Annotated in this window: 13 protein-coding genes; 3 read left to right on the top strand and 10 right to left on the bottom strand. The window is 39.3% G+C overall.

All coding sequences use genetic code 11. The annotated features are described in order from the left end of the window. Positions 1-37: 37 nt before the first annotated feature. Positions 38-790 (top strand): MerR family transcriptional regulator, encoded by a 753-nt coding sequence (locus tag KFO35_RS05925; RefSeq protein WP_002315703.1) that lies wholly within the window; start codon positions 38-40, stop codon positions 788-790. Positions 791-905: 115 nt separating this feature from the next. Here KFO35_RS05925 and KFO35_RS05930 read toward each other — a convergent pair whose 3' ends face one another. From KFO35_RS05930 to groES, 5 genes are all read right to left on the bottom strand, one after another. Next, positions 906-1,829 (bottom strand): LacI family DNA-binding transcriptional regulator, encoded by a 924-nt coding sequence (locus tag KFO35_RS05930; protein WP_002293627.1) that lies wholly within the window; start codon positions 1,827-1,829, stop codon positions 906-908. Positions 1,830-1,843: 14 nt separating this feature from the next. Beyond that, positions 1,844-2,116 (bottom strand): hypothetical protein, encoded by a 273-nt coding sequence (locus KFO35_RS05935; RefSeq protein ID WP_002315701.1) that lies wholly within the window; start codon positions 2,114-2,116, stop codon positions 1,844-1,846. Between the two features lie 82 nt (positions 2,117-2,198). Continuing rightward, positions 2,199-3,605 (bottom strand): PTS sugar transporter subunit IIC, encoded by a 1,407-nt coding sequence (locus KFO35_RS05940; protein WP_002315700.1) that lies wholly within the window; start codon positions 3,603-3,605, stop codon positions 2,199-2,201. A 330-nt stretch (positions 3,606-3,935) separates the two neighbouring features. Continuing rightward, the gene (groL, locus tag KFO35_RS05945) at positions 3,936-5,561 is read right to left on the bottom strand and encodes a chaperonin GroEL (RefSeq protein WP_002290607.1); all 1,626 of its coding nucleotides are present in this window, start codon (positions 5,559-5,561) and stop codon (positions 3,936-3,938) included. 51 nt (positions 5,562-5,612) lie between these two features. Further along, positions 5,613-5,897 carry a co-chaperone GroES gene (gene groES, locus KFO35_RS05950; protein ID WP_002315699.1) on the bottom strand — a complete coding sequence of 95 codons (285 nt, stop codon included), beginning with the start codon at positions 5,895-5,897 and terminating at the stop codon, positions 5,613-5,615. Between the two features lie 224 nt (positions 5,898-6,121). Between groES and KFO35_RS05955 the strand changes: the two genes are divergently transcribed. Further along, positions 6,122-6,784, top strand: coding sequence for a CPBP family intramembrane glutamic endopeptidase (locus KFO35_RS05955; protein ID WP_002290604.1), 663 nt, complete (start codon positions 6,122-6,124; stop codon positions 6,782-6,784). A 76-nt stretch (positions 6,785-6,860) separates the two neighbouring features. Here the strand turns inward: KFO35_RS05955 and KFO35_RS05960 are convergent, their stop codons facing one another. Then, a complete protein-coding gene (locus KFO35_RS05960; protein ID WP_002315697.1) occupies positions 6,861-8,159 on the bottom strand; it encodes a PTS sugar transporter subunit IIC in 1,299 nt (432 codons plus the stop codon). 168 nt (positions 8,160-8,327) lie between these two features. On the opposite strand from KFO35_RS05960, the gene KFO35_RS05965 reads away from it, so the two are divergent. Next, complete coding sequence (locus KFO35_RS05965) at positions 8,328-8,957, top strand: NAD(P)-dependent oxidoreductase (RefSeq protein WP_002315696.1); 630 nt, start codon at positions 8,328-8,330, stop codon at positions 8,955-8,957. Positions 8,958-9,056: 99 nt separating this feature from the next. On the opposite strand, the gene walJ is transcribed toward KFO35_RS05965, so the two are convergent. The 4 genes from walJ to walK are packed head-to-tail and all read right to left on the bottom strand — an operon-like array spanning position 9,057 to position 13,939. Further along, complete coding sequence (gene walJ, locus KFO35_RS05970) at positions 9,057-9,866, bottom strand: exodeoxyribonuclease WalJ (protein ID WP_002315695.1); 810 nt, start codon at positions 9,864-9,866, stop codon at positions 9,057-9,059. 54 nt (positions 9,867-9,920) lie between these two features. After that, the gene (locus tag KFO35_RS05975) at positions 9,921-10,790 is read right to left on the bottom strand and encodes a two-component system regulatory protein YycI (protein WP_002290596.1); all 870 of its coding nucleotides are present in this window, start codon (positions 10,788-10,790) and stop codon (positions 9,921-9,923) included. After that, the gene (locus KFO35_RS05980; protein ID WP_002315694.1) at positions 10,791-12,107 is read right to left on the bottom strand and encodes a YycH family regulatory protein; all 1,317 of its coding nucleotides are present in this window, start codon (positions 12,105-12,107) and stop codon (positions 10,791-10,793) included. Then, on the bottom strand, positions 12,104-13,939 hold the full coding sequence (gene walK, locus KFO35_RS05985) for a cell wall metabolism sensor histidine kinase WalK (RefSeq protein WP_002290593.1): 1,836 nt from the start codon (positions 13,937-13,939) through the stop codon (positions 12,104-12,106). Before walK ends, KFO35_RS05980 begins: the two co-directional genes overlap by 4 nt.

Raw genomic sequence — 13,939 nt, forward strand, 5'->3', positions numbered from 1 at the left:
TAAAGGATTATGCTTACATTTGTCAGGAGGAAAAATAATGGAATACACAATAAAGAAAATGTCAGAGATATCGGGAGTCAGTCCGAGAACCTTGCGCTTTTATGATGAGATTGGACTGCTAAAGCCAGCTAGGATCAATTCCTCAGGTTATCGGATTTATGGCAAAAAAGAAGTCGATCGTCTGCAACATATCTTATTTTATCGAACGTTGGCATTCAAGTTGGAGGATATTCAAGAAATCTTAGATAATCCGTATTTTGACCACCAGAAAGCTTTAATCGAACATCAGCAGATGCTTCTAGAAAAACGGGCACAAATCGACATCCTCTTGGCAACTGTCCAACAAACACTTGATAGGTACGAAGGAGGAAGAAAAATGAGTGATAAAGAAAAATTTGAAGGGTTCAAACAACAAAAATTGAAAGAAAATGAAGAAACTTATGGACAAGAGATTCGACAAAAATACGGGGAAGAAAAGGTTACAGCATCCAACGAAAAATGGATGAATATGGATAAAGAAACGTATGAAGAAATGCAAACTGTTGAAAAGCAGATGTTAGCTGATCTCACTCTTTATTTACAAGCCTCTGCAGATGAAAACTTAGCAGATCGCATCTTTCAAGCTCATAAGAAGTGGTTATCTTACAGCTGGTCTGAATATCAGCCAGAAGTGCATAAAGGATTAGGGATGATGTACGAGGCCGATGAACGATTCAGTGCATATTATGACGAACGAAGTGGTCAAGGTGCAGCGAAAGCATTAAATGAAATCATCCAAAAAAAGGCATAATAGTTTACATGATCCGACAAAAACGACCGAACAACAAAACATCAGACACCAAAGTTAGATTTTTTATACTAACATTTGGTGTCTGATTCATTTTTTACAAGTGTTTTGCCAAAATTCAGCGCTGAATAAACGTATAAGGTATTTTCACTTTATCCTTTTTTTCTGTAAGAAACAATTGAAAAGCCATTTCTCCGCAAGCTTCCAGATGGTGATCGATCGTTGGAAAGCCAAGAAGCTCGCTGATCAGCAAATTATCGCGTCCAATCACCACTGGTGTCTTATCTTGCAGATAGCTTTGCAAGATGCCTGCTGCGACCATATCCGAATTTGTAAAGACCCCATCAACTCTATGATCTTTAAAAAAGATACCTGCTTGTTTTCCTTTCTCTGCATCTATGCAATCCCAAAAAACAAGTGACTCATCAAAAAATGGAAAAAGTCGACGACATAGTTGCAAAGTGATCTTTGAATTATAACTCAGCCTGCCACTTCGCCCCAATGTGATGCCCAATCGTTTTACCCCTTGCTGCTTCAAATAAGAAAGACCTTCTGTAATCGATTGTTCTCGATCAATAAAGACGCAACTTGCCTGTTTTTCCTTGATTTCTTCACAAAAAACTAGAGGACCATATTTTTGATAATCTAGCAAATCTTCTAGTGTATTGGCACGAGATGTGATGATCAAACCATCGAACGCTTTAGCTGCAAATTCTTCAAGGTAGCTTCGCTCTTTTTCTTTCTGATAACCCGTCGGTAAAAGCGTCACTTTGTAATCATAATCAAACGCCTCTTCAATGATCCCACTGATCAGCTGATCAAAGTACGGATGGTTGGTATAAGGCAAGATTACTCCGATACTTTTCGTTTTTCCATAACTCAACTGTCTGGCTTTTGCATTAGGGATATAATCGACTTCTTTCATGACCGCAAGTATTTCTTTTCTTTTTTCCTCATCTACATATGGATGTCCATTGATTACACGTGAAATAGTAGAAACTGAATAACCTGTGAGCTTTGCGATATCTCGAATATTTGCCACTGCTGCTTCGCCACCTATACAAAAAGATTTTCTTGTAAATAGTCTACCACAGCTGGACCGCATTCAAAAAACTGATACATTTTTCCATCATGAGAAAAACTAATCCGCTGTCCACCCCAATATATATCTTTTGTCAACGTTTCGATTTCATTCATCGGTATTTCTTTTACTATATTCTTATTCAGTCCTTGAAAACTGTACAACGTTAATATGGATTCTTTAAACTCGACAAACGCATAAAAATAATTGTTCGTTGTGCCATCTGTTATCTCTACATAGGTATTCATTGCAAGCCCTCCTTTTGATACTTTGAGTATAGTGTATGAAACGCGTCTCATATCAAGGAGTTTGTTTTGCAATAGAAAAGTTCTATTCCTCTGGTTCACCTAAATTTGGATCTAAGCGGTTTGCTGCTAAAATAAATGGCGCCCAGATCAAAGCAGCTACTATTAAATTAATGATTGTTAAAACGATGGCTCGCCAATCTCCCGCAGTAGCTAAAAATCCACTAATGATCGTTGGCATGACCCAAATCACATTTACTACAACCGGACGAACAAGCCCAGCCATCGTGGCAAAATAGGCGATCGTTGCAGTCGCAAGAGGTGCCAAGATGAACGGAATCATCAACAGCGGATTCAACACAACTGGAAGACCAAACATCACTGGTTCATTGATATTGAAGATTCCTGGTGCAAGCCCCAACTTTCCTACCGTTTTATAATCTGCCCGTTTAGATAAAAATAAAATCATAACGATCAACACCAGCGTGACTCCAGCTCCCCCCGGCCAGACAAAAGCTTCAAAAGAACCTGCCACCCATTTGAAAGGGATGGGCTCATTATTTTGAAAGGCATTCGTGTTTTCGACCATCGCGGTACCATATAAGGTCTGCAAAACGGGCGACATGATATTTGTGCCGTGAAGACCAAAAAACCAAAGAACATGCACAAGAAGAACAATGATAAAGACCGCTCCGTAACCTTGTGACAAGTTCATCAAAGGAGATTGGATGGCTTCAGAAATCCAGTCAATCAGCGGCTCGCCAGCTGTTTGTCTAAAGATATAATTAATCACACCAACGACGTATAAAGAAACTAATGCAGGAATAATCGCCGCAAAAGCTCTTGCTACAGCAGGTGGCACAGAATCCGGCATCCGTATGATGATCTTTTTCTTAATCAAAATCGCAAAAATAATGACAGAAATAAATCCAAAGATCATAGCAGTGAACAAACCAGACCCACCCATATATTTACCAAAATTAAAATAGCCCCATGCGCCTACTGATAATGTTTGTCCTCCGTCTGGCGTTCCAGCAATCACACCACCTGCAGAAGTAATCAAATCTGCTGCGTCTTGCGAAAGCTTCTCGGGCAATGTCAACACCGCTGTTGCTGCATCGGGTAAGCCAATAATAAAAGCAACCAGAGAAACAATACTTCCTGAGACAGGATCGACCTCATAGGCTTTCGCTAGATTCGCTCCTAGTGATAAGGCAAAGACCACTGCCATAATAGCTAAAGTACCATTCCAGATCAATCCATTTACGCCAATGACTGGGGTAAAAAATGTCGTGATTGCATTCCCTTCACCTAGATACGTATTCGGAAAATCCCGCATAAATGCGTTCAGTAAAACAGCAATTGCTCCTGCCATCGTAGCTGGCATTGTACCAATAAAAGCATCCCTCAATGCAACCAAGTGTTTCTCCGACCCGATTTTCGTTGCAACTGGCAAAATATACTTCTCCATCCAACTCATTAATCCATTCATTTTTTCTCCTCCTGTTTTTATTGTTACCGAAGCTCCGTTTCGAATACGCATACATTATAATGATATTATAAATATAGCATAGTTATTCCTATCTGGCTATCTGTTTTTATCAGATAAAATAAATAACTATGCAAATTCAAAAAATATGCATAATCCTTTATAAATAGTATAGTTTCCAACTACTCGCAAAAGCAAATGATACCCTTTAAATAACATTTATTATGAATAAGCATACAAAAAAAGTAGAAAAAGAAGTATTTCGCTTCCTTTTCTACTTTTTATCTATCTTTCTCAAATAATGGGCTACGCTAGATAAGCAAGGTGCTTTTCTTACATCATACCGCCCATCATTGATGGATCCATTGCAGGAGCTGCTGGTGCTGCTGGTTCTGGTTTATCTGCAACGACTGCTTCTGTTGTTAATAACAAGGCAGAAACGGAAGCGGCATTTTGCAAGGCAGAACGTGTTACTTTAGTTGGGTCTACGATACCTGCTTCAACCATGTTTACCCATTCTCCAGTAGCAGCGTTGAAACCAGTACCTAGTTCTACGTTCTTCAATTTATCAACAATCACTGATCCTTCATAACCAGCGTTTTCAGCGATTTGACGAATTGGTTCTTCTAAGGCACGAACAACAATCTTGATACCTGTTGCCACGTCTCCTTCTGCTTCTACAGCAGAAACTTTACTGATAACGTTCACTAGAGCTGTACCACCACCTGAGACCATTCCTTCTTCTACTGCGGCACGTGTAGCATTCAATGCATCTTCAATGCGTAATTTCAATTCTTTCAATTCTGTTTCAGTAGCTGCACCGACTTTAACAACAGCTACACCGCCTGCTAATTTAGCTAAGCGTTCTTGTAATTTTTCGCGGTCAAAATCAGAAGTTGTTTCAGCAATTTGGTTTTTGATTAATTGCACACGCGCTTCGATGGCTTCTTTTTCTCCTGAACCTTCTACGATCGTTGTATTGTCTTTATCTACAACAACTTTAGACGCATTTCCTAAGTTTTCGATTGTTGCATCTTTTAATTCTAGACCTAGATCGTCAGTAATTACTGTACCACCTGTCAAAATAGCGATATCTTCAAGCATTGCTTTACGACGATCACCGAAGCCAGGAGCTTTTACAGCTACTACATTGAATGTTCCGCGGATCTTGTTCAAAACAAGCGTTGGTAATGCTTCGCCATCTACATCGTCAGCAATGATCAATAATGGACGTGATTGTTGCAAGATTTGTTCTAACAATGGCAGAATGTCTTGGATGTTAGAGATTTTTTTGTCTGTAATCAAGATATATGGGTTTTCTAAAACAGCTTCCATTTTGTCGTTATCTGTTACCATATATTGTGATAAGTAACCACGATCAAATTGCATACCTTCTACAACATCTAGTTCTGTTTCGATTCCTTTTGATTCTTCAATTGTGATGACACCGTCGTTTCCAACTTTTTCCATTGCATCAGCAATCAAATGTCCAACTTTATCAGATCCTGAAGAAACAGCTGCTACTTGTGCAATGGCTTCTTTTGAATCAACAACAGTTGAGATATTATGCAACTCTTCCACTGCGGCTTTTGTTGCCAATTCGATCCCGCGACGAATGCCTAGAGGATTAGCACCTGCAGTTACGTTTTTTAAACCTTCGCGAACGATTGCTTGTGTCAAAACAGTTGCTGTCGTTGTTCCGTCACCGGCAATATCATTTGTTTTTGATGCTACTTCTGATACAAGTTTTGCACCCATGTTTTCAAAATGATCTTCTAACTCGATTTCTTTTGCGATCGTCACACCATCATTTGTGATCAATGGAGAGCCGTAAGATTTTTCTAGTACGACATTTCGGCCTTTAGGTCCTAATGTTACTTTCACTGTATCTGCTAATTTATCTACCCCGCGTAACATAGCTGCGCGTGCGTCTTCTGCAAATTTCAATTCTTTTGCCATGATTGATTCACCTCATCGATTATTTTTGATTATTTTTTCTATCTTCAAAATTTACTCAACAATCGCCATGATATCTTTTCCTGCGACGATCAGATATTCTTTTCCTTCGTATTTTACTTCTGTACCGGCGTATTTTTCGAACATAACTTGGTCGCCTGCTTTCACAGCGGCAGGAACTTTTTCACCGTTTTCCAACAAACGGCCCTCACCGACTGCAACAACTGTCCCAGTTTGGGGTTTCTCTTTAGCTGAAGAAGCTAAAACGATTCCTCCGACAGTTTTTTCTTCTTCTTTTGCGACTTCGATAATGACGCGATCACCTAATGGTTTTAACACGATAAATCCCTCCGATAACTCTTTTTTTAATTCGTTAGCACTCTTAACCTTCGAGTGCTAACCTACATTTTTAATAATACTCATTCTCCCTCTTTTTTGCAAGCTTTTAAATCAAAGAAAAGAAATTTTATTCTGACAGTTGCTTATTGAAATTATGATATAATTGAAATCAATCGATAAAAGCTTGCCTTGCATGCTTGTTATCCCTTAAAAGGAGGAATTACATGTCTTTAAAAAAATATAGTTTCCTCAGCATTTTTTGCTATGGTTTAATTTTTATCTCACCCTTGATCCTCGCTTCGATAGGACTTGTAAAATCTACGTCTGAATTGATCACAGCAACTGCAGTCATGTATATATTGGGCGCGGTTGTCCTAGCTATTTTTTATTTTAAGCAACGTGAGCCTTTAGCGATCGAATCAGCAGTAAAAAAAGCTTCTGTTCCAAAGATCGTTATTTATGGATTAGTTGGGATCTTTGTCGCATTGCTTCTGCAAAGCATCGCTGTCATGCTGGAATCTGTATTGTTTGGCGAAGCAACCCCTTCTGAGAATACACAAAATATCATCCAGATGATCATGGAAGCACCTGCTTTTATTTTGGCGACAACTATTGCAGGACCCATCATGGAAGAGTTCGTATTCCGCCGCAGCATACTGGGGATCATCAGCCGGTATTCAAATTTTTGGGTCGGGGCAGTGATCAGCTCTTTGCTGTTTGCGTTCGCTCATAATGATGGTCATTTGCTGATTTACTTTTTCTTAGGTTTCTTCTTCAGCCTAGAGTACAAAGCTACTGGTCGGATCTGGACATCAATGATCACACACGTAGGAATGAACACATTAGTTGTTCTTGTTCAATTAGCTGTCCAAAAAGGACTGGTATAAACATGATTAGAAATACTCCTGTCATCCTAGATTGGTGATTTTTCCAATCTAAAGCGACAGGAGTATTTTTGTTTTTTTAGTCGATGATCTTTTCTGCTGTTCCAGCATTTTTTGTCTGTCTTTCCTTTTTGAAGTTTGCAGAATCTATTTTTTTCAAAAATGGGAAATAAATAAAAAAACTAATTGCCAGCACGATACCTTGTAAAATCGCTGCAGGCACTCCGCCTACTAAAAAACCCGAGAGGATCGGCGGTGTTGTCCAAGGAACTTGGACCGCTGTAAATAAAGGAACAAATCCAAAATATAAAGCGGAATAGGTAATCAATCCTGAGAGGATCGGCGCGAAAATAAAAGGAACAGCCATCATCGGGTTCATCACAATCGGTGTGGAAAAAATAATCGATTCATTGATATTGAAAAAGGCTGGTAAAAGAGAAAGTTTTCCTAATTCTCGGTATTTCCTCGATTTCGCAAAAAACATCATAAAAAATACAGCCCCTAACGTCAAACCTGCTCCGGTAACAGTCATGAATTGATCAAGAAATTGCTGAGTAACGATATGCCCGCCATTTGCCACAGTCAATTCTTTTCCAGAGGCTAAGATTTCTGCATTTGCTAATGAGTTTGCTTGTAAGATCGGACTAACCAACCCATTGACCATCGCAGATCCATGAAGACCAAATAGCCATAAAAACGGGACAAAAAAACCTAATAAAAGCACACCGAATAACGTGTCTATCAACGATTGGATCGGAAGCTGGACGTACGTCCATATTCCTTGAATAACAGTCATCCCGAACAACTGTTGAAAAACAGCTGAACCTATAAGCGTAAAAATGACTATAGCAAGTATTGGAATCAATGAAGTAAAAGACTGCCAAACATTTTCAGGAATCTTCCCTCTTTGCCTCCACCCTTTCGCAAATCTTGCTAAACGTGCATAGCCCCATCCGATGAGGAGCCCGGTTGCAACTGCTCCTAGTATCCCTTCACCGCCTGTCCAGATATTATCTATCTCTCCCTGAACATTAAGTGGCTGAATAAGTAGTAGGTAAGCAGACAAGGCTGTCATGCCGACTGGCAAGTGATCGATGTTTTCTTCTTTTGCATAAGCATACGCAATAGCAAAAACGATCCAAAAGGCTATCACGTCAAATGTAGCCTGGTATACTTGTGTAAAATACATAGAAAATCCTGTTTTGTCTATCCACTGAGCGATGTAATCTACAGGAAAATGAGCAAATAAGAAAAACAGCGAGCCAGCTATAATTATCGGGATCGTATAAGTCATTCCATTACGCAAAGCAGTTAAGGGTCTAAGATTCACAACAGATGTTATCATTGGTAAAAAGGCACGATCTAACCACTCTTTCATTTCTTATCTCCTTCATCTTCTATTTGATTAACCAGTTTTCTTAATTTAACTATACCTAATGAACACGAACCATGAAAGGAATGCGCACTAAGCTTTTCAAAAAACGGATTCTTTGACGAATATCCAGTAACTGCTTACAATGGACAGAAATAAAAAAGGAGGTTTTTTATGAAAATCGCAATCATTGGCGCTACTGGTCATGCAGGTTCATTTATTTTAGACGAAGCATTGTCCAGAGAGTTAGATGTGACGGCAATCGTGCGTCATCCAGAAAAATTACCATCAGATGTTCCGTTTATACAAAAGGATTTATTTGAGTTGACAGCTACTGACCTTGCATCTTTTGATGTTGTCGTTGATGCTTTCAACGCTCCTAAAGGAAAAGAAGAAATGCATCAAACTTCTTTGTCCCATTTGATTGAGATACTTGAAGGAACCGATACACACTTAATCGTCGTTGGGGGTGCCTCTTCGTTATTCTTGGATACAGAAAAGACGACTCGTATGATTGACCAAGTACCTAAAAATGCACCCTTCTATCCAACAGCTTTCAATATGTACGAAGGATTGCTAAAATTGAAACAATCTAAAAATCTACAGTGGACTTATATCAGTCCAGCTTCTTTATTTGATCCACACGGCAAGCGTACAGGCACTTATTTATTAAGTGATGATTATCTACAAAGAAACGCTGCTGGCGACAGTACGATCAGCATGGCAGATTACGCGATTGCATTAGTAGATGAGATACTGGATAAACAACATGAAAAACAGCATATCAGTGTAGTCAGCCGATAACACGGTTGTTTTGTCAATGTTCTGAAAAATAAAAACAGAAGATAAAACCAACACTAATTGATTTTATCTTCTGTTTTTATTTTTTATTGACTGCACTGTTTAAATCGAAAATAGCTCAGTTGCTTCATCTGGATCTGTATCATAGATTTCAAAATCATGTCCAACGCCAAAATCTTTTTCTTTCAAAACATTTTCCATCGTTAAATGAGCGAGTTCTTTCATATTGTTTTCCTTGCTAAGATGACCAAGATAGATCCGTTTGGTCCGATTACCGATCACATCAGTCATGACAAGTGCACCATCTTCGTTGGAAAGATGCCCTCTATCTCCTAAAATACGCTGTTTTAGATTCCACGGATAAGGCCCCATGCGTAACATCTCAAGATCATGGTTACTTTCCATCAAATAACCATCGGCATTTTCAATGACACCTCGCATGTAATCACTGCAGTATCCGGTATCCGTCAACATGACGAATGAACGGTTTTCTTTATGGAAACGATAAAATTGCGGAGCTGCTGCGTCATGGGAGACGCCGAAACTCTCAATATCGATATCGCCGAATGTTCTTACTTTTCCCATCTCAAATAGATGTTTTTGTTCCACTGGTACATTCCCAATCAGCGGCTCCATCGCTTCCCAAGTCTGCTGATTGGCAAAAACATCCAAATGATACTTACGAGCCAAGACACCCACACCATGTATATGGTCTCGATGTTCATGCGTCACAAGTATTCCATCTAATTGGTCCGGTGTCCGATCAATTTGAGCCATCAAGGAAGTGATTTTTTTACCGCTAAGTCCTGCATCGACCAAAAGCCGTTTTTTTTCACTTTCGATATAAAGTGAATTACCCGAACTTCCACTTGCTAGGATACTGATTTTAAAAGCTGTTTTTTCTTCAGCCATTTGACTCCTACTTCCCTTCTTACTTTGTAAACTTTTTTCATTATACTCGCTTTTTTATTGATCTTCCACTTTTGGTACAGTGTTGTTTGTCACGATCGTATTGCTGAAAGCGTTGACGCTCTCGATTTGAACCACTTTATCACTTGTTTCGATCGCTACATGCCAAACAGGAACATACACATTTTTTTCCCGGACTTTCAGAATACAGGAATAAGCTAGTTGACGCCATAAGATTTTTGATCCTCTTGGTATTTTGTTATTGATGTACAATGTATTGATTGCTTCCTCTTCTGTATACAGTTCCGTCTTTTCACGCAGCTGCTCGATATCAGATAAATGCGTCTGCATGTATTTCGTGATACTATAATCGTTATCGTTTTTTTCTAAAGAAAGAACGATTTTTGCTGTATCATCATTGAACGGAATACCTTCATACTCTTGGCTTGCTTGGATTTCTAGTGGTTCTTCTTCTAAATGAGAAAAGTTTTTCGTATACACATACTCATTACCGAACAAAATATTGTCTTTGTTAGCTAAAAAATCTTCCAAAGAACTGCTGATCTTATCTGGATCAATCACGTTCTTTTCAGATTCTGAGCTGGATAAGGATTTTGTCAAAACATCGCCGTCTAAAAACACGCCACTTTCCAACAATCCGCTTTTACCAGCCTTGCGATAATTTGCTAATGAAGTGCTAAGATTGGTCTGTTCCGCGCTAAGATAATAGCCTTGCTTGCTCTCAGAAGAAATCTTCCCCGTATAAGTGATATCGTCACTAGCCAGACGTTGTTGGATGGATTCAGTCTGATCAGAACGAATAACATTGTTTTCTTGGTATACCGCATCATGATAACTGCTGAATAAAAACACATTCAACCCTAAAAAAGCGACGAAAAATATCCATTCGATTTTTTTAAAATCCAATTAATTCGCCTCCAATCCAGGTAATTTTTCCAGAAGGTCGTTAGCTGAATACCAGTTATCTTCATATTTCACATACCATTCAGGTAAGAGATCAACGACGCGATTCGTTTCTTTAACATTTTGCCATGTATAGCCAACGATTACTGAACCAATCTTGTTGCTATCTGCTCCCTTAGCTTCCAGCTGCTGGATGATTTCATTCGTACTTGCAAGTTCTACTTCTTCATCTGACGGTATCGGTACTTGAATCGTATTCAAACTGGTTTGAATATTCACTTGCACCGAACCGTTCGTTTCACCGCCAACTTCCACACCAATCTGTCCTCTGCTGTCCGTCCCAAAAACCGGGAAGCCTTCCACGAAGATCCGGTAATCGATGGTATTGTCACTGCGGTCAAAATATCTGAGATTCCCTAAAGAACTGCCTAATTTGCTAATATAGGGAAAACTTTCAGAAAATACACTAGCATTTTCTTTTTTCTCTGGCAGCTCTCCTCGAAAATCAACTACTTGCGTTTCCGAATGGATAGACATCGTTTCATTCCCACCGTAAAAAATCAATTCATTGCTTTCATCATTATTCTTCACGCTATCTGGTTTCTGGAAAAAAGCATTTCTAAAAAGTGTATAGGGTTGCTGCGAAAGGATATAGCTGTACTTTTTCAACTTGATTGAATGTTTCGTAGCATATTGGGTGTCGATCGTCGACGGTTCTGTTGACATTTCTGTCCATTTCGTGTCGTTTGCTGTTAATTCTTTGTTGATATCCTCCCAATTCAACGAAATATTCGCTTCATATACAAGGTGGTTCGAATAATTCAAAAATCGGATTTTTTTGTTTTCTTGATCGAATTGTATTCTAGTAAAATACATATTTTCGCTTTCTTTTGCCAAATTCGAGACGTCTACATCTAAATCAAATGCTTCCTTATATTCTCTTAGCAAAAAAGGCGCATTATAGGCCAACTCGAAACCAGATGTCAGGTTTTTCACTTGTTCGAATTGTGATTCATCTCCCGAAACGACTTCAGAAAGTTTCCCGAATCTTGCTTTATCGATGATCAATTGCAATCGGTACACGAGATTTTCACTGTTGGTTTCTTGGATCGTTCCCGAATGGTGCCACGTGACATGAAGCGGAAGAAAAACTTCAGAAGTTTTCCGACTGCTTTGAGACTCGATCATTTGAGTGTTTGTCTCATCGACGCTGATCGAACTTTTCCCTGCTGGACTCAGCCAGATGGCATAAGAGAAATATAAACTTAATGCAACCATCAAAATAAGTCCTACGCGAACGACTTTTTCAGAAATTCTCATTCCCACCATTCCTCCTCATAAGGTTCGTATGGCAGCGAGATATAAAAAGTCGATCCTTTTCCTTCCTTGCTCTCTGCCCAAATCGCGCCTCGGTGCGCCTTGATTACTTCTCTAGAAATAGCTAATCCAAGTCCTGTCCCACCTTGTGCTCTAGCACGTGCTTTATCTACTCGATAAAATCGTTCGAACACTCGGTTCAGATCTTTTTTAGGAATCCCCAATCCTTGGTCGGTAATACTTAAAATCACGTTATTATGCGTTTCTAATAAGCGACAGGTGATCGTTCCCCCATCTGGTGAATACTTGATCGCGTTATTCATGATATTATCGACTACTTGGATGATTTTATCTGTATCTACTTCGACCCAAAGATCTCTTTGCGTGAATTCGCGACGGATCTTATAATTTTTTTCTTGGTTTCCCACCATCATATCAAAACGGTCAAGAACAAAATTCACTAACTCGTTAAAATTGACATACTCTAATTGAAGCTGGGTATTTCCTGTATCCATGCGAGATAGATTCAGAAGATCATTGATCATTCGAATCATCCGATCTGTTTCATCCAATGTTACTTTCAAAAAATTTGGTGCTACTTCTTCGTCTTTCCATGCACCTTCGCTCAATGCTTCGATATAACTGCGCATGCTTGTCAGTGGTGTACGAAGCTCATGGGAAACATTAGAAACGAATTCACGGCGTTCCCGTTCTGTTTTTTCTTGTTCTGTCACATCATGCAAGACAGCTACTAATCCGCTGATAAAACCTGATTCGCGACGGATCATGGAAAAGTCTACTCGTAAGATCATCTGATCGCTCTCCAATGTACTGGTTGAACGGTCAAGTACCATTTCGTTTGGATCTTCTAATAATTTACGCAAGGTATATTCTTCTTCGATATCCAAAAGTGTCAAAATCGATTGTCCAATTGCTTCCTCATTTTTGACATCTAGCAAGGAAACAGCCATATCATTGATCGTAATGACTTTCCCCCTGCGGTCTGTCGCGATGACGCCGTCTGTCATATGAGACAGCACGCTATCCAACCGATTGCGTTCAGCTTCCATTGTATCTTGAGCTTCTTCGATACGTTCAGCTAACTGATTGAAGGTATCAGCCAACTGCCCTAGTTCATCTTGTCCATGCACTTTGACTTTCCGGCTGTAGTCTCCTCTGGCGATTCGAATGGCTTGTTCTCTCATTTCACCGATTGGCTGAGTAATCGAACGAGCAACTAAAACGGAGACGATCATTGAGATAAACGCAGCAATCAGTGAGGCAGTAAAGAAAATGACTGCTGTATTATTGATCTCCGAATATTTTTGTTCGATATTACTTTTGACGTAAAGAGCCCCGATAACGGCATCGCCGGTCGGGGACAGGATCGGTTGAACATTGATATTCACCCGTTTATCGTCGTTATCTAAAGCAACATACCGTTTAGTTGTGAAATCATTGATATCGACATAATCATTTTTCTTTCCCACAGCGCTTTGTTCATTGACATCAGTTGTTCCTCGGATGATCCCTTTTTCGTCAACGACCCGTATTTCGATGATATCGCTAGTCGCACTGTTTTCAATGAATCTCTTGATATTCGCATTTACCTCTTCGTCATCTACGTTATCTTTTCGATTTAATTCCGGACTGATTGTCGTCGCTAATGATTCCACCGTTTGATTCATATCTTTAATAAATGTATTGATCGTGGAACGTTCCAATCCACGTATAAAATAGGCGCCAATAATTTCGATCGAGATCAATAAAATCAAAATAAAAGTAATAGCGATCTTAAAATTGACTGATCGAAAAAAGCGGACTTTTCTTTTCAT

It is taken from the genome of Enterococcus lactis (genome assembly GCF_015751045.1).
In the GTDB taxonomy this organism is placed as follows: Bacteria; Bacillota; Bacilli; order Lactobacillales; family Enterococcaceae; genus Enterococcus_B; species Enterococcus_B lactis.